This is a genomic window from Pseudomonas sp. NPDC089530 (assembly GCF_050280705.1).
Classification (GTDB): Bacteria; Pseudomonadota; Gammaproteobacteria; order Pseudomonadales; family Pseudomonadaceae; genus Aquipseudomonas.
In genome coordinates, this window is the sequence record NZ_JBNNVU010000013.1 from 69,778 (window position 1) to 95,972 (window position 26,195).

Here is a 26,195-nt window from a genome sequence, read left to right on the forward strand (position 1 = left end):
AAGTCGCACCAGCTTAACTGCGTCTTCGGTCTGTCGTACAGGTTGCGTTTAGTCGCATACTGCGCGGCTCGAATTTCAATCGTTTTACGGAATGCCCCGAATGAAACGTACGCCTCATCTGCTCGCGATCCAGTCCCATGTGGTCTTCGGCCACGCCGGCAACAGCGCCGCGGTATTCCCCATGCAGCGGGTCGGGGTGAACGTCTGGCCGCTCAATACCGTGCAGTTCTCCAACCACACGCAATACGGCCAGTGGGCGGGCGAAGTGCTGTCTCCCCACCAGATTCCGGAACTGGTGGAAGGCATCGCCGCCATCGGCGAACTGGGCAATTGCGATGCGGTGTTGTCCGGCTACCTGGGCAGCGCGGCCCAGGGCCGGGCGATCCTCAGCGGCGTGGCGCGGATCAAGGCGATCAACCCCAAGGCCCTGTACCTGTGCGACCCGGTGATGGGGCACCCGGAAAAGGGCTGCATCGTGCCCCAGGAGGTCAGCGATTTTCTGCTGGAAGAGGCGGCGGCCGTGGCGGATTTCCTCTGCCCCAACCAGCTGGAGCTGGACAGCTTCGCCGGGCGCAAGCCGCAGTCGCTGTTCGATTGCCTGGCCATGGCCCGGGCGCTGCTGGCCCGTGGGCCGAAGGCGGTGCTGGTCAAGCACCTGGATTACCCGGGCAAGCTGCCGGACGGTTTCGAAATGCTGCTGGTGACCGCCGAGGGCAGCTGGCACCTGCGTCGTCCGCTGCTGGCGTTCCCGCGTCAGCCGGTGGGGGTGGGCGACCTGACTTCGGGCCTGTTCCTGGCCCGGGTGCTGCTGGGCGACAGCCTGGTGGCGGCGTTCGAGTTCACCGCCGCGGCGGTGCATGAGGTACTGCTGGAAACCCAGGCTTGCGCCAGCTACGAGCTGCAACTGGTGCGGGCCCAGGACCGGATCACCCATCCGCGGGTGCGGTTCGAGGCGGTGTCGATCGACCTGTGATGGGCGGTGGCCGCTTTCGCGGCCGGATCGCGGACCAGCGCGCTCCTGCGGGAACGCGCTGGCTGGCGATGGAGCTCAGGACGATCAGGCGTCGGCCTTGATTTCCTGATAGCGCTTTTCCAGCTCCTGGCGGATCTGCCGGCGTTGCTGGGCCTGCATGAAGCGTCGCTTGTCTTCGCTGGTCTGCGGCTGCAGGGGTGGCACGGCGGCGGGTTTGCGCTGGTCGTCCACCGCGACCATGGTGAAGAAGCAGCTGTTGGTATGGCGTACCGAGCGTTCCTGGATGTTCTCGGTGACCACCTTGATCCCGACTTCCATCGAGGTGTTGCCGGTGTAGTTGACCGACGCCAGGAAAGTCACCAGTTCGCCGACATGGATCGGCTCGCGGAAGATCACCTGGTCCACCGACAGGGTCACCACATAACGGCCGGCGTAGCGGCTGGCGCAGGCGTAGGCGACTTCATCGAGGTACTTGAGCAGGGTGCCGCCGTGGACATTGCCTGAGAAGTTGGCCATGTCAGGGGTCATCAATACCGTCATCGACAGCTGGGCGTTTCCGGGTTCCATAGCACACTCACGGGTTGTAGGCAGGGATTGCAGGGCGCACCTCTGCGGGTGCTCGGTCAGGGTTTCAAACCATCGATAACGGGACGCTGTGCCCGCGGTCGCCGTCACGCGGCGACCTATCTGTTTCCATATATTGCACCGCCTTTGCGGCACAAGTCGCGATGTTACCCTGCAAAAGCCCGTCCACCCGGGCTTTCCCGCTGTCCGGCAGCCTGCACGGCCAGCGGCGCACGCCAGAACCGCACCCAAGGAGCCCTCGCCATGCATGCCATCAGCTTTATTCAGGACCTGGCAGTGATCATGCTGGTCGCGGGCGTGGTGACCATCCTCTTTCACCGCCTCAAGCAGCCGGTGGTGCTCGGCTATATCGTCGCCGGCTTCATCATCGGCCCGTACACCCCGCCGTTCGGCCTGATCCACGACGAAGACACCATCAAGACCCTGGCCGAGCTGGGGGTGATCTTCCTGATGTTCTGCCTGGGCCTGGAGTTCAGCCTGCGCAAGCTGTTCAGGGTGGGGGCCACGGCCTTTATCGCGGCGTTCATGGAAATCGTGCTGATGATCTGGATCGGCTACGAAATCGGCCGCTGGTTCGACTGGAACACCATGGACTCGCTGTTCCTCGGCGCGATCCTGGCGATCTCCTCGACCACCATCATCGTCAAGGCGCTCAACGACCTGAAGATGAAGAACCAGCGCTTCGCCCAGCTGATCTTCGGCGTGCTGATCGTCGAAGACATCCTCGGCATCGGCATCATCGCCTTGCTCTCGAGCATCGCCGTCAGCGGCACCGTCAGCTCCGGGGAAGTGTTCTCCACCGTCGGCAAGCTCTCGCTGTTCATGATCGTCGCCCTGGTCGTCGGCATTTTGCTGGTGCCGCGGCTGCTGGCCTACGTGGCCAGATTCGACAGCAACGAGATGCTGCTGATCACCGTGCTGGGGCTGTGTTTCGGTTTCTGCCTGCTGGTGGTCAAGCTGGAGTACAGCATGGTGCTTGGGGCCTTCCTGATTGGCGCGATCATGGCTGAGTCGCGGCAGTTACTGAAAATAGAACGCCTGATCGAACCGGTTCGCGACTTGTTCAGCGCCATCTTCTTCGTCGCCATCGGCCTGATGCTCGACCCGAAGATCCTTCTGCAATACGCCTGGCCGATCGCGGTGATCACCGTCGCGGTGGTGCTGGGCAAGATGCTGTCCTGCGGCCTGGGCGCCTTTATCGCCGGCAACGACGGGCGGACCTCGCTGCGGGTCGGCATGGGCCTGTCACAGATCGGCGAGTTCTCCTTCATCATCGCGGCGCTGGGCATGACCCTGCAGGTCACCAGCAACTTCCTGTACCCGGTGGCGGTCGCGGTGTCGGTCATTACCACGTTGCTCACGCCGTACCTGATCCGCGCCGCCGACCCGCTGTCGCTGAAGCTCGCCGCCGTGCTGCCGACGCGCCTGAGCCGGGTGCTGGGCCTGTACGGCGAATGGCTGCGCAGCATCCAGCCGCAGGGCGAGGGCGCGCTGCTGGCGTCGATGATCCGGCGGATCCTGCTGCAGGTCGGGGTCAATCTGGCGCTGGTGGTGGCGATCTTCTTCGCCGGCGGTTATTTCGCGGCCCGCATCGGCGACTACCTGCAGGACTGGATCGGCGACCCGAGCTGGCAGAAGGCGCTGATCTGGGGCGGGGCGCTGCTGCTGTCGCTGCCGTTCCTGATCGCCGCCTATCGCAAGCTCAAGGCCCTGTCGATGCTATTGGCGGAGATGGGGGTGAAGCCGGAAATGGCCGGGCGGCATACCCAGCGCGTGCGCCGGGTGATCGCCGAAGTGATTCCGGTGCTGTCGCTGCTGGTGATTTTCCTGCTGCTGGCGGCGCTGTCCTCGAGCATCCTGCCGACCACCGAACTGCTGATGCTGATCGCGGTGGTCACGGCGGCAGTGGCCGCGCTGCTGTGGCGCTGGTTCATCCGGGTGCACACCCGCATGCAGGTGGCCTTGCTGGATACCCTGGATAACCACAAGGACGATAACGGCCACTGATCAGGCGGTCATTCGTGCCGGGCCCCGGCTCACGCCTTTGTGGCTGAGGCGGGGTAGCGGTTTCGCCCTTGGCGACAGTCGATCCTTGCGCCTGCGCCAGCGGGGCGGAACCGGGCCAGCCGATCAGCTTTCCAGCCAGACGTCCCGCGCCCAGTGCCACACCGACTCCCAGGACTCTTCGGTGATCAACTCTTCTTCGCCGGACCACAGGACCACGGTGCCGTCTTCTTCGACGCAGTAGTAGTCGTCACCGTCCTGGCAGATCGGGATCAGTTCCCGCGGTACGCCCATGTCCCAGGCGGTGGCAGCCACTTCCGGCAGGTAGGTGTGGGATTGCGGGTCGGTCACGGTGACCGGCTCCAGGCTGCCGTAGACGACATCGCTCACGGTCAACAGGAACTCTTTGAAGACGAACGGGATATTGATGAACAGTTGTTCTTCGATTTCCACCAGCAGGTCTTCGTCCGGCAGTTCCAGGGGAACGGGTACCGGTTCGTTTGCCTCACGGAGTTGCTCGATGACTTCTTCCACGGCCTGGGTCCTCTTAGCTCTATGGCGCGGTTTAAATAGACGGCGGTTTATACAGTAGCTCGCTATAAGTGCAATCGTGAAATGCAAAACCCCGGCCTGGGCCGGGGTTTTGCGATTACCGATATGACACTGCAGCGAATCAGCCGTTCTGGCGGATACCTGCAACCAGCCACGGCTGGTTTTCGCCCTGGGCGCGTTCCATGTTCCAGCTTTCGCTGAACACTTCGCCCTGGTCGAAACGCGAGGTCTTCGACACGCCGCTGAAGGTCAGGGTGGCGATGGTCTTGTCGGCGCGGTCGTCGACGCCTTCAAGGCGCACATCCAGGTTGTCGATGTAGGTCGACTGGAAGCCGTCGCCCAGGTCGGCACGTTCCTGTTTCAGGAACTGCAGCATCTGTGGGGTCACGAACTCGGCGATCTTGTCCATTTCGTTGGCGTCCCAGTGTTGCTGCAGGGACTGGAAGTGGTTGCGCGCGGCTTCGACGAAGCGCTGTTCGTTGAACCAGGCCGGGGCGTTGATCACCGGGCGGGCCGCCGCGGCAGGTGCGGCGGAACCGCCGAAGATCGAACCCTGGGCCGGTTTTGGCTCGAAGGCTTCGCGCTGCATCGGCGCGTGGCCGGCCGGAGCGTACTGCTCCTGCTGCTTGCGACGACGGGCGGCGATGAACCGGAAGACCAGGAAGGCGATGACCGCCATGATCAGGATGTCGAAGATCTGCATGCCCTGGAAGCCGTCGCCCATGAACATGGAGGCCAGCAGGCCGCCTGCGGCGATACCGGCCAGCGGGCCGAGCCAGCGCGAAGCGCCGCCAGCCTTGGCGGCAGCGCCCGCAGCACCGGCCGCGCCTGCGGTCGCGGCGGCAGGGCCCATGCCGGAAGAAGACGGAGCCATCTGGCTGGTCTGGTGGGTCGGGGCAGCGCCGGCGCTTTTGCCGCCACCAAAGCGCTTGGCGTTGGCGTCGAGGCTCATCGTCAGGCCGATGCACAACGCCATGGCGATGCTAAGAAAACGTTTCATAAAGGGAATTCCCATTTGTGGATGGCACGCGCGCCATGTTGCACACGTGAAGTGACACTGGCTAGCGGCAGAGTGTTTCGGGCTTTTGCCTGACAGCTAGGGTTCAGCTTCGGTCGAGGCCAGTGGGCCCGGTACGGGTTTGTCCATGGGTTGCAGGCCAGGATTGGGCGCCAAATTGCTTCAGCGTTTCAGGGCCAGCAGGACCACGCCGGCACCGATCAGGCCGATTCCGCTCCATTGCCGCAGGTCGAGTTTCTCGCCCAGGAGCAACACCCCCAGCACGGCGACGAACACCACGCTGAGCTTGTCCACCGGTGCTACCAAGGATGCCGGCCCGACTTTCAGCGCGCGGAAGTAGCAGATCCACGACGCCCCGGTGGCCAGCCCGGACAGCACCAGGAACAGGTAGCTCCTGGGCGAAATCGAACCCAGGGACTGATATTGGCCCGTGGCGTACAAAATCAAGGCCAGGCTGAACAGCACTACTAGGGTGCGCAGCAGGGTGGCGAAGTCGGAGTTGAGGTTTTCGATGCCGATCTTGGCGAAAATCGCGGTCAGGGCGGCGAACGCCGCCGACAGCAGGGCCCAGAAGGTCCAGGAGGAAAAGAAGCCCGAGCCCATGTGCGTTGCCTCTTAGATGCGGGAATGGTCCAACCGCGGGAGCGAGCCGTCGACCGGCCGCTCCCGCCTTTATCAGATGGCTTCGAGCTTGGCGTAGCCGAGCATCAGCCACTTGCTGCCTTCGCTGAAGTTCACCTGGACCCGGGCCTGGGCGCCGGCGCCCTCGAAGTTGAGGATCACGCCGTCGCCGAATACCGAGTGGCGCACCGCCTGGCCGAGGGTCAGGCCGGTGTCCGGGATTTCGCTGCCGCCGAACAGGCTGCTGGTGCTCTGCGATTGGCCACCGCCGAACGGACGGCTGACGCTGTTGGACAGGCGCACTTCCTGGATCAGCCCTTTCGGGACTTCCCGTACGAAACGCGACACCTTGTTGTAGGTCTCGCTCCCGTACAGGCGTCGGGTTTCGGCGTAGGTCATCACCAGGTTCTGCATCGCCCGGGTGATGCCGACGTAGGCCAGGCGCCGTTCTTCTTCAAGGCGGCCGGGTTCTTCCAGGCTCATCTTGTGCGGGAACAGGCCTTCTTCCATGCCCACCAGGAACACGTAAGGGAATTCCAGGCCCTTGGCGCTGTGCAGGGTCATCAGCTGGATGCTGTCTTCGTGCTCGTCGGCCTGGGTGTCGCCGGCTTCCAGCGAGGCGTGGCCGAGGAAGGCCGCCAGCGGCGTCAGCTCCTGGTCTTCCTCGGTGTGCTCGAAGTTGCGCGCGGCGCTGACCAGTTCCTCAAGGTTTTCGACCCGCGCCTGGCCTTTCTCGCCTTTTTCCGCTTCGTGGTAGGCGATCAGCCCGGACTGCTCGATGACCGTCTGGGTCATCAGGTGCAGCGGCATCTCGGCGGTCACGGTGGCGAGGTGTTCGATCAGTTCCATAAAGGCGCCCAGGGCGCCAGCGGCACGCCCGGTCACGCCTTTGTTGGCCACCAGCTGGCGCATCGCTTCCCACATCGACACATGGCTGTGGCGTGCGTGTTCGCGAATCGCTTCGACGGTCTTTTCGCCGATGCCGCGGGTCGGCACGTTGATCACCCGCTCCAGGGCCGCATCGTTGCCGCGACCCTCCAGCAGGCGCAGGTAGGCCATGGCGTTCTTGATCTCGGCGCGCTCGAAGAAGCGCTGGCCGCCATAGATGCGATACGGAATGCGCTCGCGCAGCAGGGCCTCTTCCAGCACCCGCGACTGGGCGTTGGAGCGATACAGGATGGCGATATCGCTGCGGGCCAGGCCGGTTTTCAGGGCGCTTTCGATGGTTTCCACCACGTAGCGCGCTTCATCGTGCTCGTTGAAGGCGGCGTACAGGTTGATCGCCTCGCCTTCGCCACCGTCGGTCCACAGCTCCTTGCCCAGGCGCCCGGTGTTGTTGGCGATCAGGGCGTTGGCGGCCTTGAGGATGCCGGCGGTGGAGCGGTAGTTCTGCTCCAGGCGGATCACTTCGGTGTCGGGGAAGTCCGCGGAATACTGATGGATGTTCTCGATCTTCGCCCCGCGCCAGCCGTAGATCGACTGGTCGTCGTCGCCTACCACCATCAGGCTGTCGCCGCCCTTGGCCAAGAGGCGCAACCAGGCGTACTGCACGGCGTTGGTGTCCTGGAACTCGTCCACCAGCACATGGCGGAAACGCTTCTGGTAGTGCGCCAGCAGGCCCGGGTGGTCGCGCCACAGGTCCAGGGCGCGCAGCAGCAGTTCGGAGAAGTCGATGACCCCGGCGCGCTGGCAGGCGGCCTCGTAGGCTTCGTAGATGCCGCGCATGGTGGCCAGGAACAGGTCGCCGCTGGCCTGGATATGTTGCGGGCGCAGCCCTTCGTCCTTCTGCCCGTTGATGAACCACTGGGCCTGCCGGGCTGGCCAGCGTTGCTCGTCCAGGCCGAGGTCGCGGATCACCCGCTTGACCAGGCGTTGCTGGTCGTCGCTGTCGAGGATCTGGAAGGTCTGGCTCAGGCCGGCCTCTTGCCAGTGTGCCCGCAGCAGGCGGTGCGCCAGGCCGTGGAAGGTGCCGACCCACATGCCGGCCGGGTTGATGCCCATCAACTGCTCGATGCGCTGGCGCATCTCGGCAGCGGCCTTGTTGGTGAAGGTCACCGACAGGATCGAATGGGGCGAAGCGTTCTCGACCTGGATCAACCAGGCGATACGGTGCACCAGCACTCGGGTTTTGCCGGAGCCGGCGCCGGCCAGGACCAACTGACGGCCCAAGGAGGCGGCTACGGCCTGGCGTTGGGCATCGTTGAGGGAGTTCAGCAGAAGGGAGAGATCATCGCGCATCGGGGCATTCTAGGGGGCTGGCGCACACCGGGCAAACCAAGCTTTGGTTTAACCGATAAAACAACGTCGGGGACGACCGGTCGGTCATCGGCTGCAGCCGTTGGCCGGGCTTGGCTGGAGGAATTTCGCATGGATCGGCGGTTGGGCGGATTTGTCGATTTTATGATTTCGGACAGTTTGGTCCGGGCGGTTGCTTGTGTATGCTCCGGCGACGTTTCAGGCTCGATCATTATAAGAACACTGCCTATGACACTCAGCACTGGCCCGTCCGGACCCTCAGTGGAGCCTCGGGTGGTTCGCAAGCAATACGCCATGGAGATGGCGGTAGAACGCACGCGCCTGCTTTACCAGGGCTCCCTGCTGCCCACCCTGTTCATGCTGCTCAACGGCCTGGTCTGCGCCTGGCTGCTGTGGAGCCCCGAACGTTACTGGCTGGTCAGCGTGTGGATGGTCTGGTTGCTGGCCCTGGTCGCCCTGCGGGTGATCCAGGTGGCGGCGTTCGACTCGGCGATTCCCAGCCGCCAGGCGCAGCCGGTCTGGCGCCGCATGTTCCTGCTCGGCTCCGCCGTCAGCGGCCTGACCCTGGCCGGCGCCGGCATCGCCCTGATGCCCACCGACAACTTCCTGCAGCAGGCCTGGGTCTTCGGCCTGATCGGCGCGGCGATCCTCTCGGCCAGCGTGGCCTACGCGGTCAGCCTGCCGGCCTTCCTGTCCTTTACCTTGCCCTGCCTGCTGCCAGCGATCGGCTACCTGTTCTGGGGTGGCGACGAGCAGCAGCGAGGCTGGGGCTGGCTGGGATTGATCCTGCTGGTGTCGCTGAGCGTGGTGGCCTGGCAGGTCAACCGGCTGATCCAGACCGGCCTGCTGCGGCGTTTCCAGAATCAGGCGCTGATCGAGCACCTGCAGCAGGCGCAGAGCCGCAGCGAGCAGCTCAACAGCGAGCTGCTGCGGGAAGTCGAGCAGCGCCGCCGGGCCGAGGAGGAGCTGCGCGAAGCCCAGGTCGGCCTGGAAAGCCGGGTGGCCCAGCGCAGCCTCGAGCTGGATGCGGCCAACCAGGCGTTGCGCAAGAGCGAGGCGCGCCTGGCGCTGGCCTTGAAGGCCAGCCAGCTGGGGCTGTGGGACTGGAACCTGCAGACCGACGAAGTCCATCACAGCCAGATCAAGGAGCTGTTCGGCCTGGAGCCGGAGTCCGTGCGGGGGATGCTCAGCCATCTCAAGCCGCTGCTGCATCCCGAGGACCTGCCGCTGCTCAAGCGCGCGCTGGTGGAGCACCTGAAGGGGCGCACCGAGGATTACCTGGTGGAGTACCGCGTGCGCCATGGCGATGGCCACTGGGTGTGGATCGAGGACCGCGGGCGTGCGGTGGAGCGGGGCGCCGGTGGGCGGGTGTTGCGCATGGTCGGCACCCGGCGCGACATCAGCGCCAGCAAGGAACAGGAAGAGCAACGGCGCCTGGCGGCGATGGTGTTCGAGGCGGCCAGCGAAGGCATCGTGATCCTCGATCCCGATTACGTGCTGCTGGCGGTCAATCAGGCGTTCTGCCGGGTCACCGGCTACCAGGTCGAGGACATGCTGGGGCGCAATGTGGTCGAACTGCCGGGTAGCCGCGACGCGCGACGGCATTATCCGGTGATTCACCAGGCCCTCGAAGAACACGGCAGTTGGCAGGGCGAGCTGGTGGAAGCGCGCAAGAACGGCGAGCTGTACCCGCAATGGCTGCAACTGAACGTGGTGCGCGATACCCGGGGAAACATCAGTCATATTGTGGGTTTCTTCGCCGATCTGTCGGCGCGGCGCGAATCCGAAGAGCGCATGCGCTACCTGACCCACTACGACGAACTCACCGGCCTGGCCAACCGTTCGCTGTTCCGCGAACGGCTGCGCGACGCCCATCAGCGTGTGCGCCAGGGCGGCCGCAGCCTGGCTCTGGTGCATATCAACCTGGACCGTTTCAAGCTGCTCAACGACAGCCTGGGCCATGATGTCGCCGACCAGCTCTTGCAGAAAATGGCCCGGCGGCTGGTCAACGCGCTGCCGGAAGCCGACACCATCGCCCGTCTGTCCAGCGACGAATTCGCCGTCCTGTTCGACGCCTACGGCAGCCTGTCGAGCCTGACCCGGGTGGCTACCCGGCTGTCGGCGAAGCTGCGCCTGCCGATCATCGTGGAGGGGCACGAACTGGTGGTCAGTGCCTCCATGGGGATCAGCATGCTGCCCGACAGCGCCCGGGAAATACCCGCGCTGATCAGCCAGGCGAACATCGCCATGCAACACGCCAAGCATCTGGGCGGTAACAACTTCCAGTTCTACACCGCGAGCCTGCAGGCCAGCACCCTGGAGCGCCTGCAGCTGGAGAACCAGTTGCGCAAGGCCATCGAAGAGCGGCAACTGAAGGTGTTCTACCAGCCGAAACTGTGCCTCGCCACCGGCCGTCTCAATGCCGCCGAGGCCCTGGTGCGCTGGGATCATCCCGGCATGGGGCGGGTGCCCCCGGGGGACTTTATCGGCCTGGCGGAGGAGACCGGGCTGATCGGCCCGATCGGCGAATTCGTCTTGCGCCAGGCCTGCTGGCAAGCCTGCGAGTGGCAGCGCCAGGGGCTGCCGGCGATTCGGGTGTCGGTGAACCTGTCGGTGCATCAGCTGCGCCAGGGCAAGCTGGTCAGCCTGGTGCGCAGCGTGCTGGAAGAGACCGGGCTGGCGCCGCAATTCCTCGAGCTGGAACTGACCGAAAGCCACCTGCTCGACAGCGTCGAGCACATCATTTCCACCTTCCGCCAGTTGCGCGACCTGGGGGTGAAGCTGGCCATCGACGATTTCGGCACCGGCTATTCCTCGCTGAGCTACCTCAAGCGCATTCCGGTGGACTACGTGAAGATCGACCAGGCGTTCATCCGCGGCCTGAGCGACGGTGGCGCCGACGCTGCGATCACCCGGGCGATCATCGCCATGGCCCATGGGTTGTCGCTGAAAGTGGTGGCCGAAGGGGTGGAGCATCCGGGGCAGTTGGCCTTTCTCAAGGCGCAGAAGTGCGATGAGGTGCAGGGCTATCTGATCAGCCGGCCGGTGGAAGCCGAGGGCCTGGCGGCGCTCCTGAGGGCCGAGGCCCCCTAGCTACAAAGCACCCGCAAGGCTGAAACTGTGGGGTGCGAAGGTGATTCAGTTACGCATTGAGCAGGCAAAAAGCGAATTCATGTAGTATAACTACAAGATTGCTACATCCTTGGGCGTCTGCCCCATAACAATGAGTCCAGCCCTTTGAACCTGTTGCAGCACATCGCCCAATCACGCCATCTCTTGCGCAAGTCGGAACTCAAGGTCGCCGATCATGTGCTGCTCGATCCTGCGGCGGTGATGCACAGCTCCATGGCCGACCTGGCCCACAGCGTGGGTATCAGCGAGCCGACCATCGTGCGCTTCTGCCGCGCCATCGGTTGCTCGGGGTTCCAGGACCTGAAACTCAAGCTGGCGCAGAGCCTGGCCGCCGGGGCCAGCTTCGGCCAGTTCGCGATCCATGAAGACGACTCGGTCGCCGACTACAGCCTGAAAATCTTCGACACCACCCTGCACACCCTGATGGAGGTTCGCGAGAAGCTCGATCCGGTGGAGCTGCAGCGGGCCGTGACCCTCATGTCCCAGGCCCAGCGCGTGGAGTTCTACGGTTTCGGGGCGTCGGGCGCGGTAGCGGCGGATGCCCAGCACAAGTTCTTCCGCCTGCTGCTGACCGCAGCAGCCTATTCCGACCCGCACATGCAGGCGATGTCGGCGGTGACCCTCAAGCCCACCGACGTGGCGATCTGCATTTCCCAGTCCGGGCGTTCCAAGGACCTACTGATCACCGCCAACCTGGTGCGTGAAAGCGGCGCCTCGCTGATCACCCTGTGCCCGAGCCAGACGCCGTTGGCCGAGCTGTCGACCGTCAACCTGGCCATCGACGTGCACGAAGACACCGAGATCTACACCCCGCTGACCTCGCGTATCGCCCACCTGGTGGTGATCGACGTGCTGGCGATGGGCGTGGCCATGGCCCGCGGTCCGAGCCTGGTCAACCACCTCAAGAGCGTGAAGCGCAGCTTGCGCAGCCTGCGGCTGTCGCCCAAGGCTGTGAAGGCCCTCGACGACTGAGTGCGATCGCAAGCCTCGCTCCTCCAGGGGGCGGTGTGAGCCGTTGGGCAATGTTCATCTTCCTGTAACCGGCCCGCAGCCAAATCGTCACTGGCAGGCGGCATCGTGAAACTCCCGTACTCGCATTGGGAGACTCGAAATGGCCCGGCCTTACGAAGAGAGCAACAGCGCAGTCAAAACCCGTCGTCAGCAGGAAGACCAGCGCCGCATGGAATTTCGCCGCGCGATCGAACATCGCTGTGAGCTGCGTCGTCTGCAGCAGGAAATCAACGACTACCCCGAGCTGGACGCCGTCAATTACTGGCAGGCTGCCTCGGCGGCTTCCCGGCAAAACGTTCAACCAACCCGCTGATCTGCATCCGTTCGCTGCGGATAAACCCCAGGAACGCATGCGCTACCGGTGACAGGCGTTTGGCCTTGGCCTGCACCAGGCACCAGCTGCGATACAACGGCAGCTCTTCGACCGGCAACTCGACCAGTCCCCCGGTTGCCAACTCAAGGTTCAGGGCGTGGCGCGTCAACAGCGCCACGCCCAGACCCGCCAGCACGCACTCCCGTTGCGCCTCCGCCGAAGACACTTCCAGGGTCTGGGTGAAGTGCACGCGCTTTTCCTTGAAATATTCCTCGCAGGCCAGGCGCGTGCCCGAACCCTGTTCGCGCACCAGCAGGTTGTAGGGCTCCAGGTCCTGCAGGCGCAGCGGTCCCTGGTGGCACAGCGGATGCTCGGGCGGCGCCACGGCGACGATCGGGTTGTTGAGGAACGGCAGGAATTCCAGGCCCATGTCCTGCGGGACCATGGACATGATCACCAGGTCGTCGCGATTGTCCGAGAGACGGCGGATCACCTGGCCACGGTTGACCACCGTCAGTTGCAGATTGACCTCCGGGTGCTGGCGCTTGAAGGCAGCGAACAGGTGCGGCACGAAGTACTTGGCGCTGGATTCCACCGCCAGCTTCAGCTGGCCCTGCAGCGAGCCCTGCATGTCCGACAGCTGCATGTCGAGGTTTTCCAGGCGCCCGAAGATGTCGCGGCTGGCCCGCTGCAGGGCCTCGGCGGCCTCGGTCATGTAGAGCTTCTTGCCCACGTAGTCGAACAAGGGCTGGCCGATCAGCTCTTCCAGCTGGCGAATCTGCAGGCTGACGGCGGGCTGGGTCAGGGACATTTCCTCGGCCGCCCGGCTGTACGAGCGCAGATCGCACACTTCATTGAAGATCTGCAGTTGGCGTAATGTCATACGCATCAAGGACTTACGCATTATTCAAGGTCTCGTGCCGAGGGCTGTCGGATCAACTATAAGTCGTTACTTATGCATGACCCAATAATTATTGATTTTTGTTAATTCATCGACAGGAATAGTGTGGGCCTGCGACTGGCTTGAAACATTTGGTCACGCGCCGACCTGGTCTAGCGGGTTGTTTGTTCCAACGGCTCAAGGGTACCTCCAAGTGATAAAAAAGATCCTGATCGCCAACCGTGGTGAGATTGCCGTACGAATCGTACGTGCCTGCGCCGAGATGGGCATTCGCTCGGTCGCGATCTTCTCCGACGCCGATCGCCATGCCCTGCATGTGAAGCGTGCGGACGAGGCCCACAGCATTGGCGCCGAGCCGCTGGCCGGCTACCTGAACCCGCGCAAGCTGGTGAACCTGGCAGTGGAAACCGGCTGCGACGCCTTGCACCCCGGCTACGGCTTCCTTTCGGAAAACGCCGAACTGGCGGAGATCTGCGCCGAACGCGGCATCAAATTCATTGGTCCATCGGCCGAAGTGATTCGCCGCATGGGCGACAAGACCGAAGCCCGCCGCAGCATGATCAAGGCCGGCGTGCCGGTCACCCCGGGCACCGAAGGCAACGTCTCGGGCATCGAAGAAGCCCTGAGCGAAGGCGACCGCATCGGTTACCCGGTGATGCTCAAGGCCACTTCCGGCGGTGGCGGCCGCGGCATCCGCCGCTGCAACAGCCGCGAAGAACTGGAACAGGCATTCCCCCGGGTGATTTCCGAGGCGACCAAGGCCTTCGGCTCTGCCGAAGTGTTCCTGGAAAAGTGCATCGTCAATCCCAAGCACATCGAAGCGCAGATCCTCGGCGACAGCTTTGGCAACGTGGTGCATCTGTTCGAGCGCGACTGCTCGATCCAGCGCCGCAACCAGAAGCTGATCGAGATCGCCCCGAGCCCGCAGCTGACCCCGGAACAGCGCGCCTATATCGGCGACCTGTCGGTGCGCGCGGCCAAGGCGGTGGGCTACGAGAACGCCGGTACCGTGGAGTTCCTGCTCGCCGACGGCGAGGTGTACTTCATGGAGATGAACACCCGGGTGCAGGTGGAGCACACCATCACCGAGGAAATCACCGGCATCGACATCGTGCGCGAACAGATCCGCATCGCCTCCGGCCTGCCGCTGTCGGTGAAGCAGGAAGACATCCAGCACCGGGGGTTCGCCCTGCAGTTCCGGATCAACGCCGAAGACCCGAAAAACAACTTCCTGCCGAGCTTCGGCAAGATCACCCGGTACTACGCCCCCGGCGGCCCCGGCGTGCGTACCGACACGGCGATCTACACCGGCTACACCATTCCGCCGTTCTACGACTCCATGTGCCTGAAGCTGGTGGTCTGGGCGCTGACCTGGGAAGAAGCGATGGACCGTGGCTTGCGCGCCCTGGACGACATGCGTCTGCAAGGGGTCAAGACCACCGCCGCCTATTACCAGGAAATCCTCCGTAACCCGGAATTCCGTAGCGGCCAGTTCAATACCAGCTTCGTCGAAAGCCACCCTGAGCTGACCAACTACTCGATCAAGCGCAAACCCGAAGAGCTGGCCCTGGCCATCGCCGCCGCCATCGCCGCCCACGCAGGCCTGTGAGGAAAAGAACAATGTCCAAGAAGATCCATGTAACCGACACCATCCTGCGCGACGCCCACCAATCGCTGCTGGCGACCCGCATGCGCACCGAAGACATGCTGCCGATCTGCGACAAGCTCGACAAAGTCGGCTACTGGTCGCTGGAAGTCTGGGGCGGCGCGACCTTCGACGCCTGCGTGCGCTTCCTCAAGGAAGACCCGTGGGAGCGCCTGCGCAAACTGCGCGCCGCGCTGCCCAACACCCGCCTGCAAATGCTTCTGCGCGGGCAGAACCTGCTGGGCTACCGGCATTACAGCGACGACGTGGTCAAGGCCTTCGTCGCCAAGGCGGCGGTCAACGGCATCGATGTGTTCCGCATCTTCGACGCCATGAACGACGTGCGTAACCTGCGGGTGGCCATCGAGGCGGTGAAAGCCGCCGGCAAGCACGCCCAGGGCACCATCGCCTACACCACCAGCCCGGTGCACACCATCGAGGCGTTCGTGGCCCAGGCCAAGCAGATGGAATCCATGGGTTGCGACTCGGTGGCGATCAAGGACATGGCTGGCCTGCTGACCCCTTACGCCACTGGCGAGCTGGTCAAGGCGCTGAAATCCGAGCAGTCGCTGCCGGTGTTCGTCCACTCCCACGATACGGCTGGCTTGGCCGCGATGTGCCAGCTCAAGGCCATCGAGAATGGCGCCGACCATATCGACACCGCGATCTCCAGCTTCGCCTGGGGCACCAGCCACCCGGGCACCGAATCGATGGTCGCCGCCCTCAAAGGCAGCGAGTTCGACACCGGCCTGGACCTGGAACTGCTGCAGGAGATCGGCCTGTACTTCTATGCCGTGCGCAAGAAGTACCACCAGTTCGAAAGCGAGTTCACCGCGGTCGACACCCGGGTGCAGGTCAACCAGGTGCCGGGCGGGATGATTTCCAACCTGGCCAACCAGCTCAAGGAGCAGGGCGCCCTGAACCGCATGAACGAAGTGCTGGCGGAGATTCCGCGGGTGCGTCACGACCTGGGCTACCCGCCGCTGGTGACCCCGACTTCGCAGATCGTCGGCACCCAGGCGTTCTTCAACGTCCTGGCCGGCGAGCGCTACAAGACCATCACCAACGAAGTGAAGCTCTACCTGCAAGGCGGCTACGGCAAGGCACCAGGTGAGGTGGACGAGAAACTGCGGCGCCAAGCCATCGGCAGCGAGGAAGTGATCGACGTGCGTCCGGCCGACCTGCTGAAGCCGGAAATGACCAAGCTGCGTGCCGATATCGGTGCCTTGGCCAAGTCCGAAGAAGACGTGCTGACCTACGCCATGTTCCCGGATATCGGGCGCAAGTTCCTCGAAGAGCGCGAGGCCGGGACCCTGACTCCGGAAGTGCTGCTGCCGATTCCGGAAGCCGGCGGCGTGAGCAAGGCCGGCGGCGAGGGCGTACCGACCGAGTTCGTCATCGACGTCCACGGCGAGACCTACCGCGTCGACATCACCGGCGTCGGCGTGAAGGCCGAAGGCAAGCGCCACTTCTACCTGTCCATCGACGGCATGCCGGAAGAGGTGGTATTCGAGCCGCTCAACGAGTTCGTCGGCGGCGGCAGCAGCAAGCGCAAGCAGGCCAGCGCGCCGGGCCACGTCAGCACCACCATGCCGGGCAACATCGTCGATGTGCTGGTCAAGGCCGGCGACACGGTGAAAGCCGGCCAGCCTGTGCTGATCACTGAAGCCATGAAGATGGAGACCGAAGTCCAGGCGGCCATCGCCGGCAAGGTCACCGCCATCCACGTGGCCAAGGGCGACCGGGTCAACCCGGGCGAAATCCTGATCGAGATCGAAGGCTGATCCAACGCTTTCATCCGCAACGTTTTACCTCGGGGGAGCAGATGCTCCCCTTTTTTTTGCCTGGCGTCAGGCGCTGGCGGAGCCCCCTGGCGCACCGCTGTAAGTGGCCTGAAGGGGGGATTTCCAGCTCTGGGCGGATATTATTGAAGTGCTTTTTAATACACTTATCTCATTCTGAAATTAGTAAATCTGCATTAGAATGCATGCTTGTGCCGAAAGGCTGATTAAAAGTGTATTAAATTGCAGGCCATACAGTGCTTCGGCTGACTTTGCAGCTCTACCGCGCAGGGGCATGGAGCGACGCCATGACCCTGACCTTCGACAAGCCTGAAGAGGGCTTCGCCAGCCCCTGCAGCTTTGGTTATGTCCAGCAGTACCTGGTGGATAACCTGGAGGTTATCGCCAGCCCGCTGGCCAGGTCGGTCAGTGCGCAGATTCCAGTGGGTTGGGAGTCTTGGCGCGAAGATCGGGCCCCGGCCTTTCTCTATGACCTTGCTCCCACAGCGGCGGCCGGGCGTTTCTTGCTGCGCCAGATTGGCCATGAGCGGCCGGACGGCATGGGTGTCGACTTGTTCCTGTTGGCCCGGTCCACGGCGGCCCCCATCGGCAACCTGCGGATCAAGGAGTCGCTGACGGGGCTGCGCCGGCGGCCGGCGCTGGGCTTCCCGCGGGACCAGGTGATCGCCCTCGATAACCGCTTTCTCGAGTACGCCCACGAGCAGGGCGCGGCGTTCGGCGGTACCGCGAGTATCGGCGACCAGGCCCCCAAGCTGTTGCTGACGCAGAACCGCGAGGGCCTGTTGTACCCCGACGCGCTGCTGGACGATGCCTCGGCGGCGCGCCACTGGTGGGTGAAGTTTCCCCGTAACCCGGCCACGCAGAACGACTGCGACATCCTCAGGAGCGAGTTCCACTATTACCGGGCGCTGCAACAACTGGGCATCGATACGCTGCCGGCCGAGGGGCTGGCCCTGGAGGAGGGGCACAGGCCCAGCCTCTGGATGCAGCGCTTTGACCGCCGGGTGACGGAGGCGGGTGTCGAGCGCCTGGCGGTGGAGTCGATCTACTCCCTGGCGGGGCTGGTGGGCCATGGCCAGGGCATGCGGCACACCGAGGTGTTGGGGATTCTCGCCGAGCTTTGGCGAGCCACCGGCCAGGAGTCGGCGATCCCGGAGCTGGTGGCGGATTACCTGCGCCGGGATCTGCTCAACAAGATCCTCGGCAACTCGGACAACCACGGGCGCAATACCTTGATCATCCGCACGGAAGACGCGGTACAGCTGGCCCCGATCCACGACCTGGCACCCATGGTCATGGACGATGAAGGCATTGCCAGGACCATCAAATGGCCCGGCCGGATGGAGGTGGCGGGCGATGTGGACTGGCGCCTGGTGTGCGCCAGCCTGAAGCCGCTGATCGACCCGGAAGCCGCCCTGACGCGTCTGCGCGAGGATGCCGAACGCCTGCGGGCCTTGCCGGACCTGCTGAGCGCCAGCGGCTTGCCCGAGGCCACCCTGAATCACCCGCGCATTCACCTGCGCCACCTGGACCGACGCCTGCAGGAGTGGGGATTGCGATGAGTACGACTCTGGAAGAGCGCGGCGCGCTGATCGAGAACATCCAGCAGGAACTGGCGGCTGGCCGCTTGCCGATCGGCGATGGGGTCAAGCGCCTGCGCACCGAAGTCACGGGGCTGCATCAGAGCCAGTTCGCCAAGATGTGTCGGATCTCCTTGCGCACCCTGATCCACATTGAACACGGCGATGGCAACCCGACCCTCAAGTCGTTGAACGCCGTGTTCAAGCCCTTCGGCTTGCAGATGGGGGTGGCGCAAGTACAGAAGGCCAGTCGCGCCCGCTCGTTGTTCAACGAGCCCGAGCGCCTGGAAACAGGCCCGGCTGCGCCCGGGCCCTCGTCCCTCGTTTGAGCCTCAGCTGCGCTTGGCGTAACCCTTGCCGTAGTGTTTTTCCAGCCGCGCCTGGATCAGTTCCAGGCCGATGGACAGCAGCCAGTAGATCAGCGCCGCGGTGCTGAGCATTTCGATGTAGCGGTAGCTGGAGCGGCCGTAGGACTGGGCCAGGAACATCACTTCCCAGACCCCCATCACCGAGATCAGCGACGAATCCTTGAGCATCGAGATGAACTGGTTGGTGGCCGGCGGGACTATGGTGCGCATGGCTTGCGGCAGGGTCACGCGCCAGAAGATCACGCTGTCGCCCATACCCAGTGCCAGGGAGGCTTCGCGCTGGCCGTGGGGCACGCCGAGGATGCCGGCACGAAAGATCTCGCTCAGGTAGGCGCCGTAGTTCAGCGACAGGGCGATGATCCCCGCGGCGATGGCGCCCGGCACCACGCCCAGCTGCGGCAGGCCGAGGTAGATCAGGAGGATCTGGATCAGCAGCGGTGTGCCGCGAAAGAACGAGGCGTAGAAGCTGGCGATGCCGAAGGCCACGGCACTGTTCGACAGCCGGGCGAGGGCGGCGGCGAAACCCAGCAGCGACGACAGCACGATTGAACAGGCACAGAGGAACAGGGTCAGCGCCGCGCCTTGCAGAAAGCCGCTGGGAGCCAGGGTCAGGCCGAGCAGGTTGGGCAGCTTGTCGAGGATGATCGAGAACTTCAGGTCGAAGCTCAGGAAAAAACTGGCGAACAGGCCGAACAGCGCCGCCCAGGTCAGGTACAGGCGGGTGCGGAAACCGAAGAGGCGCTTGAGCAGCGGCTCAGCCACCGGCTGCGGTGGCTGGGGTGGTTGCGGGAAAGAAGTCATTGGCTGATGTCGGCGCCGATCCATTTCTGCGAGAGCTTGCTCAGGGTGCCGTCCTGCTTCAGCTGGGCGAACACCTCGCGGACCTTGGCGTCCCACTGGGCGTCGCCTTTCTCGATGGCCACCGAGTTGGGTTCGGCGTACAGCGGTGCGCCGGCGAGCTTGAAGCGCGAATCCTGGGACAGGCGCGGCTGGGCGGTCACCAGGTTGGTGAGGATCGCATCCAGGCGCACGCCGGCACCCAGGCCGAGGTCCTGGAAGGCCACGTTGTCGGTGTCGTAGGGAGCGATCTGCACATTCTCGAACGGGTATTGCAGTTGGGTGTCTTCGGCACCCTCGATCACCAGGTTCTTGTTCAGGTAGCTCTCGTAGCTGGAGGCGCTGGTCAGGCCGACCTTCTTGTCGCTCAGGTCCTTGGCGCCATGGATGCGCTCGTCCTTGGCATTGACCACGATCACCGCCGGAGAGGCGTAGTACTGCACCGGGAAATCGAAGACTTCGGCGCGGGCCTTGCTCGGGGTCATGGAGCAGATGCAGATGTCGTAGCGACCGCTCCAGCGGCCGGCAGCGATCACGTCCCAGGACGGCGTTTCCAGGCGCAGCTTCACCCCCAGCTTGTCGGCCACGGCCTTGGCCACGTCGACGTCGAAGCCATCGAGCTGGTTCTGTTCGTTGAGGAAGGAGAAGGGCGGGTAGCTTTCCATCAAGACTCCCACCAGCTCTTTTTTCTGTTCGATGCGGTCCAGGGTGGCGCCGGCGAAAGCCTGGCTGGAGGCAGCGAGAATCGTCAGGCCCAGGGCCAGCAGCGGTTTGAATGTCATGGAAATCCCGAGCAGAAAAAAGGTTGTTATTAACTGAATGGTGCGTATTAAATAGTTATAAGAGCGACTCAGATAGTGAGTTATTTTCATAAGCATATGAGTAAAGAGCATATGGGCGCAGGCAGAACGGTAATTCTGGATGGCGGTATGGGTCGTGAACTGCAACGCCGAGGGGCGCCGTTCAGGCAGCCCGAGTGGTCGGCGCTGGCCCTGAGCGAGGCGCCGCAGGCAGTGGAAGCGGTGCATGCGGCGTACATCGAAAGCGGTGCCGACGTCATCACCAGCAACAGCTACGCGGTGGTGCCGTTCCATATCGGTGAGGAGCGCTTTGCCGCGCAAGGGCAAGCGCTGGCGGCCCTGGCCGGCGAGTTGGCGCGGCGGGCGGTGCAGGCTTCCGGCAAGCCGGTGCGGGTCGCCGGTTCGCTGCCGCCGCTGTTCGGCTCCTATCGCCCGGACCTGTTCGAGGCCGACCGCGCCGCCGAGCTGCTGGCACCGCTGGTCAACGGCCTGGCGGCCCACGTCGACCTGTGGCTGGCGGAAACCCAGAGTTCCATCGCCGAGGCGCGGGCGATCCGTGCCGGCCTGCCCAAGGACGGCAAACCCTTCTGGCTGTCGTTCACCTTGCGGGACGAGGACCCCGATGACGTACCGCGCCTGCGTTCCGGCGAACCGGTGGCGGACGCGGCGGCGGTGGCGGCCGAGCTGGGAGTAGAGACCTTGCTGTTCAACTGCAGCCAGCCGGAAGTGATAGGCGCAGCGATCGATGCGGCGCGGGCAACCTTCGAGCGGCTAGGGGCGAAGATCCAGATCGGCGCCTACGCCAATGCCTTCCCGCCGCAACCGAAAGAAGCCACGGCCAACGATGGCCTCGACCCGCTGCGCGACGACCTCGACCCGCCGGGCTACCTGCAATGGGCGGTCGACTGGCGGCAACGCGGCGCCAGCCATCTGGGCGGCTGCTGCGGCATCGGGCCGGAGCACATTGCCGTGCTGGCGCAGAAGCTGGCTTAAAAGCATCGCGGGCAAGCCTCGCTCCTACAAAACCGCGTCGTGCACACGCAACTGTAGGAGCGGCCGGTCGACGCTCGATTGCCCGCGATGACGTCAGATCAAACGCTGCCTGACAAAGGGGACTATCCCCGGCACTGCGCCAGGCTCTTCACCTGCCCCGAACCGCTCTGGTTATCTTCGCTCAACCATTGTTCGAAGCCCGCGGCAATTGCCGGCCACTCGGAATCGAGGATCGAATACCAGGTGGTATCGCGGCTCTGGCCCTTGACCACCATGTGCTGGCGGAACACCCCCTCGAAACGAAAGCCCAGGCGTTCGGCCGCATAGCGCGAGCGGGCGTTGGCGTTGTTGCACTTCCACTCCAGGCGACGATAGCCCAGGGCGAAGGCTTCCCTGGCCAGCAGGTACACCGCTTCGGTGCTCTTGGGCGAGCGCTGCATTGGCGCGCCGAAGGTCACGTGGCCGATCTCGATGCGGCCATGGGCCGGGACGATCGACATCAGGCTGAGAATGCCCTGCACCTGGCCGCTGGCGCGGTCGATCACGCTGAAGAAATACGGGTCGCTGGCGACCGCGTGGTTGTTCAGCCAGGCATCGAATGCGTCGCGCACGGGGAAGGGGCCGTAAGGCAGGTAGTCCCAGAGCTTCGGGTCGGCGCCGGGCCCCTGCAGGACCTGGAACAGTTGGTCGCCATGGCGCGCCGGGTCGAGTTTTTCCAGGCGGATGAAGCGTCCTTCCAGCAGGGTGGTCGACGGCGGCGGCACGCCTTGCCAGTCGGCGAGTGAGATCGGCATGGAGTTCTCCTTGAGCGCTTAGAGGGCTTTGCGAAATTGAATGAAACCCGGGCGTTCGGCGATCCGTTCGTAGAGCTGGATGGCCGTGGCATTGGTTTCGTGGGTCAGCCAGTGGACCTTGCAGCAGCCATCGGTCTTGGCGGTGGCGTAGACGAATTCGATCAGTTGGCGGCCCACTCCGGTGCCGCGTTGCTCCGGTATCACCAGCAGGTCCTGCAGGTAGCAGGAGCTTTCGATGCTCCAATTGGAACGGTGGTAGATGAAGTGCACCATGCCCACCGCCCGCTCGCCATCCCATGCCAGGGCGGCGTGAGTCGGCTCGGCGGGGTCGAGGAAGCGCTGCCAGGTGCTGCGGGTGACCGCGTCAGCCAGCTCGGTTTCGTAGAAGCGCAGGTAGGCCTGCCACAGCGGCAGCCAGGCCGCGTGGTCAGCGGCGGTGACGGGACGAATCTGGATCTGGCTCATGGCTGCTCCTGCATCAGGTGGGAAATGTTCCGGTCGTGGGGATCGGCGCTGGCGGCCAATCCCTCGCGCACCCCGGCGATGTCGGCGGCGGTGCGGTTCTGGCTGAGTTTGCGTTTGCCTTCCAGGCGCTGGATCGGCAGGACGAAACCGACGATGGCGCGCAGCATGCTGTCCATGAACTCGGCGGGGGCATCCTCGAATGTCCAGGGCTTGTCGCGGCCGGCTTCATGCTGGTGGGTGAGGGCGCTGACGACCTCGCGGATGCGCTGCGGATCGCTGAATACCTCGGCGCTGCCGTAGGCGTGCACGGTCACGTAGTTCCAGGTCGGCACCACCTTGCCGTGCTCGGCCTTGCTCGGGTACAGCGACGGGCTGACGTAGGTTTCGGCCCCCGGGAAGATCACCAGGGCCTCGGCGCCGCCGGCCAGTTCCTGCCATTGCGGGTTAGCCTTGGCCAGGTGCCCGTAGAGGGTGCCGAACGGGCCCTGGTCCGGGGCGAACAACAGGGGCAGGTGATTGGCCTGCAGGCCTTGTTCGCCGTAGGTCACCAGGGTGGCCAGGCGGGTTTCCCCGATCAGTCTGTGCAGGGTGGGCAGGTCTTCTTCGGCGAAAGCGCGGGGTACGTACATGGAAAAATATCCTTGGCGAATGGCTGCATCCTAGGCAGGCTAATGGTCTGTTGTAAGAGCCATCTTCAGCCAATTTCATAGGTCCATTCGCCAATCGGGGGCAAGCCCATGAACAGTCCGCTGCCGCTTTCCTTCAACCCCGCCGGTATCGAACTGGACCGCGGCCAGGGGCTCAGCCGCCAGCTGTACCAGGCATTGCGCCTGCGGGTGCTGGACGGCCGCCTCGCCGGCGGCACGCGGTTGCCGGCCAGCCGCGACCTGGCGGCGGCCCTGGAGATTTCCCGCAACAGCGTGGTGCGGGCCTATGACCAGCTGTATGCCGAGGGTTTTATCGAAGGCCGGGTCGGCGACGGCACCTATGTGGCGCAATTGCCGGAGAGTCGGCTGCCGATCAAGAGTCGGGCGGCAAAACTATCCACAAAAGTATCCACAGGGTTATCACCAGGCTTACCCACAGGGTTATCCACAAAAAGTCCGGATTTACCTGGGATTACATCCAGTAGAGTTATCCACAGCGAGGCCCTGGAGCGGGTCGAGCGGCACCATCTGGCGCTGCCGCAAGGCGGTCCGCCACGGGCTTTTCGGGTGGGGATTCCGGCGTTCGATCTGTTCCCGTTCGAGGTCTGGGCCAAGCTGAATGCGGCTTTCTGGCGCAAGCCGGACCTGCGCCAGCTGTGTTATGGCGATTCGGCCGGCGAGGCGCGCCTGCGGGAATTGATCGCGGCCTACCTGCGCAGTGCGCGGGGCATGCAATGCAGCGCTGAACAAATTGTGATCACTAGCGGCGCGCAACAGGGCATCAGCCTTTGTGCACAGTTGCTGGTGAACCCGGGCGACGGCGTGGCGGTGGAAAACCCCGGCTATCGCGCCGCGGGGCATGTCTTCGCCATTGCCGGGGCGCGCCTGCACGGGGTGGCGGTGGATCACGAGGGCTTCGACTGCTCGGCGCTGGCGGCCCTGGGCGATTGCCGTCTGGCCTATGTCACGCCGTCCCACCAGTACCCCACCGGGGTGACCCTGAGCCTGGCCCGGCGCCTGGAGCTGCTGGCCTGGGCCGAGCGCAACCAGGGCTGGATAGTCGAGGACGACTATGACGGCGAGTACCGCTACAGCGGTGCGCCGCTGGCGCCCTTGGCGGCGCTCGACCGGCAGGGTCGGGTGCTGTATGTCGGCACCTTCGGCAAGGTCGCGTTCCCGGCCTTGCGCCTGGGCTATCTGGTGTTGCCGCCGGCACTGGTGCAGCCCTTCGCCCAGCGGCGGGCGCTGGATGTGCGCCATTCCGAGGTCAGTACCCAGGCGGTGATGGCCGAGTTCATGGCCGCCGGGCATTTCCAGCGGCATATCCGGCGCATGCGCCGCGCCGCGTTGAGCCGGCGCAACGCCCTGCTGGCCGGCTGGCCTGTGGATATCCCCGGGGTGGGCAAGCTGCCGAATGTGGAGGCGGGCCTGCACCTGACGATTCCGGTGGCCAGCCTGGCCCGGGAACGCGAGCTGGTGGAGCAGGCCGCCGCGGTGGGGGTCGAGATCAATGGCCTGAGCAATTACTGGCTGCCGGATACAGCGCTGCCGGAGGACCGGCGCGCCGGGCTGGTGCTGGGCTTCGCCGCGGTGCCCGAAGCCGATATCGCCTGTGCCCTGGCGCGGTTGCGCCAGGCGTGGGGCGTATGACCGACACGATCACCTGTAGGAACAGCCGGTCGACGCTCGATTGCTCGCGATAGCCGCGGAGCGGCGATCTGTTCGCCACACCGCGTCATCGTTGACGTTCATCGCGAGCAAGCTTCGCTCCTACAGGGGAATGCGTTGGGGGTCAGGTCCCGGCCTTGATCTTGGTCCAGGCCCGGGTCCGTGCCCGTTCCGCATCGCGGGGCAGCGGTTGCAGGGTATACAGCGTGCCCATCGCTGCGTCGGTCGGGTACAGGTTGGGGTTGTTGCGGATCGCCGGATCCACCAGCCCGGTGGCGTCCTTGTTCGGGTTCGGGTAGCCGACGAAGTCGCTGACCGGCGCGATCACCTGGGGTTGCAGCAGGTAGTTGATGAAGGTGTAGGCGTCGTCCGGGTTCTTCGCGCCCTTGGGGATCGCCAGCATGTCGAACCAGATCGGCGCCCCTTCCTTCGGCAGGCGCATGTCCACCACCACGCCGTTCTTGGCTTCCTTGGCGCGGTTGGCCGCCTGGGAGAAGCTGCCGGAGTAGCCGACCGCCACGCAGATATCGCCGTTGGCGATGTCGGCCATGTACTTGGACGAGTGGAAGTAGGTGACGTACGGGCGGATCTTCAGCAGCAAGGCCTCGGCCTTGGCGTAGTCCGCCGGCTGCTTGCTGTTGGGGTCCAGGCCCAGGTGCTGCAGGGCCAGCGGCAGGATCTCCGACGGCGAGTCGAGCAGGGCCACGCCGCACTGCTTGAGCTTGCCGATGTTCTCTTCCTTGAAGATCAGGTCCCAGCTGTCCACCGGAGCGTTCTCGCCCAGGGCGGCCTTGATCTTGGCCGGGTTGAAGCCGATCAGGATGGTGCCGTACATGTAGGGCACGGCGAACTGGTTACCCGGGTCGTTGGCCTCGATCAGCTTCATCAGCTTGGGGTCGAGGTGGTTCCAGTTCGGCAGCTTGCTCCGGTCCAGGGGCTGGAACACCCCGGCCTCGATCTGCTTGGCGAGGAACACGTTGGACGGCACCACCACGTCGTAGCCGGAGTTGCCGGTCAGCAGTTTGGCCTCTAGCGCCTCGTTGGTGTCGAAGATGTCGTAGACCAGCTTGACCTGGCGGTTCTCGGCCTTGAAGTCCTCCAGGGCCTTGGGGGTGATGTAGTCGAACCAGTTGTAGACCCGCAGGGTGCGTTCCTCGGCCTGCGCGGCACTGCCCAGCAGCGCGGCGCAGAGCGCCGGCGCGATGTAACGGTTGAGCCTGTTCATGGTGC

The 26,195-nt window shown here is 64.4% G+C and carries 22 protein-coding genes and 1 pseudogene; 11 read left to right on the forward strand and 12 right to left on the reverse strand.

Going from position 1 to position 26,195, the window contains the following annotated elements; genetic code table 11:
* Window positions 1-100 precede the first annotated feature (100 nt).
* The gene (gene pdxY, locus ACQKQA_RS07945) at window positions 101-973 is read left to right on the forward strand and encodes a pyridoxal kinase PdxY (RefSeq protein WP_427555236.1); all 873 of its coding nucleotides are present in this window, start codon (window positions 101-103) and stop codon (window positions 971-973) included.
* An 84-nt stretch (window positions 974-1,057) separates the two neighbouring features.
* Here pdxY and ACQKQA_RS07950 read toward each other — a convergent pair whose 3' ends face one another.
* Window positions 1,058-1,540, reverse strand: a complete 483-nt coding sequence (locus ACQKQA_RS07950; protein WP_427555238.1) for an acyl-CoA thioesterase — start codon at window positions 1,538-1,540, stop codon at window positions 1,058-1,060.
* A 261-nt stretch (window positions 1,541-1,801) separates the two neighbouring features.
* On the opposite strand from ACQKQA_RS07950, the gene ACQKQA_RS07955 reads away from it, so the two are divergent.
* Complete coding sequence (locus ACQKQA_RS07955) at window positions 1,802-3,565, forward strand: cation:proton antiporter (protein WP_427555240.1); 1,764 nt, start codon at window positions 1,802-1,804, stop codon at window positions 3,563-3,565.
* Window positions 3,566-3,688: 123 nt separating this feature from the next.
* On the opposite strand, the gene ACQKQA_RS07960 is transcribed toward ACQKQA_RS07955, so the two are convergent.
* The 4 genes from ACQKQA_RS07960 to uvrD form a co-directional block, all read right to left on the reverse strand.
* On the reverse strand, window positions 3,689-4,096 hold the full coding sequence (locus tag ACQKQA_RS07960; RefSeq protein ID WP_007927598.1) for an SMI1/KNR4 family protein: 408 nt from the start codon (window positions 4,094-4,096) through the stop codon (window positions 3,689-3,691).
* 139 nt (window positions 4,097-4,235) lie between these two features.
* On the reverse strand, window positions 4,236-5,114 hold the full coding sequence (locus ACQKQA_RS07965) for a Tim44 domain-containing protein (protein WP_427555242.1): 879 nt from the start codon (window positions 5,112-5,114) through the stop codon (window positions 4,236-4,238).
* 180 nt (window positions 5,115-5,294) lie between these two features.
* A complete protein-coding gene (locus tag ACQKQA_RS07970; RefSeq protein ID WP_427555244.1) occupies window positions 5,295-5,735 on the reverse strand; it encodes an EamA family transporter in 441 nt (146 codons plus the stop codon).
* Window positions 5,736-5,807: 72 nt separating this feature from the next.
* Window positions 5,808-7,991: a DNA helicase II gene (gene uvrD / locus ACQKQA_RS07975; RefSeq protein WP_427555246.1), complete on the reverse strand. Its 2,184-nt coding sequence runs from the start codon at window positions 7,989-7,991 to the stop codon at window positions 5,808-5,810.
* A 246-nt stretch (window positions 7,992-8,237) separates the two neighbouring features.
* On the opposite strand from uvrD, the gene ACQKQA_RS07980 reads away from it, so the two are divergent.
* From ACQKQA_RS07980 to ACQKQA_RS07990, 3 genes are all read left to right on the forward strand, one after another.
* Window positions 8,238-11,102: a putative bifunctional diguanylate cyclase/phosphodiesterase gene (locus tag ACQKQA_RS07980; protein ID WP_427555248.1), complete on the forward strand. Its 2,865-nt coding sequence runs from the start codon at window positions 8,238-8,240 to the stop codon at window positions 11,100-11,102.
* A gap of 144 nt (window positions 11,103-11,246) precedes the next feature.
* A complete protein-coding gene (gene hexR, locus ACQKQA_RS07985) occupies window positions 11,247-12,113 on the forward strand; it encodes a transcriptional regulator HexR (RefSeq protein WP_007962240.1) in 867 nt (288 codons plus the stop codon).
* Between the two features lie 139 nt (window positions 12,114-12,252).
* Window positions 12,253-12,465, forward strand: a complete 213-nt coding sequence (locus ACQKQA_RS07990; protein WP_427555251.1) for a PA3496 family putative envelope integrity protein — start codon at window positions 12,253-12,255, stop codon at window positions 12,463-12,465.
* Here the strand turns inward: ACQKQA_RS07990 and ACQKQA_RS07995 are convergent.
* A complete protein-coding gene (locus ACQKQA_RS07995) occupies window positions 12,407-13,369 on the reverse strand; it encodes a LysR family transcriptional regulator (protein WP_427555253.1) in 963 nt (320 codons plus the stop codon). The two genes, ACQKQA_RS07990 and ACQKQA_RS07995, sit on opposite strands and share 59 nt — an antisense overlap.
* Before the next feature lie 190 nt (window positions 13,370-13,559).
* On the opposite strand from ACQKQA_RS07995, the gene ACQKQA_RS08000 reads away from it, so the two are divergent.
* From ACQKQA_RS08000 to ACQKQA_RS08015, 4 genes and pseudogenes are all read left to right on the forward strand, one after another.
* Window positions 13,560-14,975, forward strand: a complete 1,416-nt coding sequence (locus tag ACQKQA_RS08000) for an acetyl-CoA carboxylase biotin carboxylase subunit (RefSeq protein WP_427555255.1) — start codon at window positions 13,560-13,562, stop codon at window positions 14,973-14,975.
* Window positions 14,976-14,986: 11 nt separating this feature from the next.
* On the forward strand, window positions 14,987-16,795 hold the full coding sequence (oadA, locus tag ACQKQA_RS08005) for a sodium-extruding oxaloacetate decarboxylase subunit alpha (RefSeq protein WP_427555257.1): 1,809 nt from the start codon (window positions 14,987-14,989) through the stop codon (window positions 16,793-16,795).
* A gap of 305 nt (window positions 16,796-17,100) precedes the next feature.
* The gene (locus ACQKQA_RS08010) at window positions 17,101-18,375 is read left to right on the forward strand and encodes a type II toxin-antitoxin system HipA family toxin (protein ID WP_427555259.1); all 1,275 of its coding nucleotides are present in this window, start codon (window positions 17,101-17,103) and stop codon (window positions 18,373-18,375) included.
* Window positions 18,372-18,635, forward strand: a pseudogene (locus tag ACQKQA_RS08015) (helix-turn-helix domain-containing protein); the annotation flags it as partial. The gene ACQKQA_RS08010 and the pseudogene ACQKQA_RS08015, both read left to right, overlap by 4 nt.
* Before the next feature lie 90 nt (window positions 18,636-18,725).
* Here the strand turns inward: ACQKQA_RS08015 and ACQKQA_RS08020 are convergent.
* Window positions 18,726-19,562 (reverse strand): amino acid ABC transporter permease, encoded by an 837-nt coding sequence (locus ACQKQA_RS08020; RefSeq protein WP_427555260.1) that lies wholly within the window; start codon window positions 19,560-19,562, stop codon window positions 18,726-18,728.
* Entirely contained in the window at window positions 19,559-20,380 is an 822-nt protein-coding gene (locus ACQKQA_RS08025) for an ABC transporter substrate-binding protein (protein ID WP_427555262.1), read from the reverse strand. The genes ACQKQA_RS08020 and ACQKQA_RS08025 overlap by 4 nt, the downstream gene beginning before the upstream one ends.
* A gap of 111 nt (window positions 20,381-20,491) precedes the next feature.
* Between ACQKQA_RS08025 and ACQKQA_RS08030 the strand changes: the two genes are divergently transcribed.
* On the forward strand, window positions 20,492-21,391 hold the full coding sequence (locus tag ACQKQA_RS08030) for a homocysteine S-methyltransferase family protein (RefSeq protein WP_427555264.1): 900 nt from the start codon (window positions 20,492-20,494) through the stop codon (window positions 21,389-21,391).
* Window positions 21,392-21,513: 122 nt separating this feature from the next.
* Here the strand turns inward: ACQKQA_RS08030 and ACQKQA_RS08035 are convergent, their stop codons facing one another.
* From ACQKQA_RS08035 to ACQKQA_RS08045, 3 genes are read right to left on the reverse strand one after another with little or no spacing between them, the layout of a single operon-like run.
* On the reverse strand, window positions 21,514-22,185 hold the full coding sequence (locus ACQKQA_RS08035; RefSeq protein WP_427555266.1) for a GNAT family N-acetyltransferase: 672 nt from the start codon (window positions 22,183-22,185) through the stop codon (window positions 21,514-21,516).
* Window positions 22,186-22,203: 18 nt separating this feature from the next.
* Entirely contained in the window at window positions 22,204-22,650 is a 447-nt protein-coding gene (locus tag ACQKQA_RS08040) for an N-acetyltransferase family protein (protein ID WP_427555268.1), read from the reverse strand.
* Window positions 22,647-23,279 carry an FMN-binding negative transcriptional regulator gene (locus ACQKQA_RS08045; RefSeq protein ID WP_427555270.1) on the reverse strand — a complete coding sequence of 211 codons (633 nt, stop codon included), beginning with the start codon at window positions 23,277-23,279 and terminating at the stop codon, window positions 22,647-22,649. Before ACQKQA_RS08045 ends, ACQKQA_RS08040 begins: the two co-directional genes overlap by 4 nt.
* 108 nt (window positions 23,280-23,387) lie before the next feature.
* On the opposite strand from ACQKQA_RS08045, the gene ACQKQA_RS08050 reads away from it, so the two are divergent.
* Window positions 23,388-24,947 (forward strand): PLP-dependent aminotransferase family protein, encoded by a 1,560-nt coding sequence (locus tag ACQKQA_RS08050; RefSeq protein ID WP_427555272.1) that lies wholly within the window; start codon window positions 23,388-23,390, stop codon window positions 24,945-24,947.
* Window positions 24,948-25,089: 142 nt separating this feature from the next.
* On the opposite strand, the gene ACQKQA_RS08055 is transcribed toward ACQKQA_RS08050, so the two are convergent.
* Window positions 25,090-26,190 carry a polyamine ABC transporter substrate-binding protein gene (locus ACQKQA_RS08055; protein WP_427555274.1) on the reverse strand — a complete coding sequence of 367 codons (1,101 nt, stop codon included), beginning with the start codon at window positions 26,188-26,190 and terminating at the stop codon, window positions 25,090-25,092.
* Window positions 26,191-26,195 lie beyond the last annotated feature (5 nt).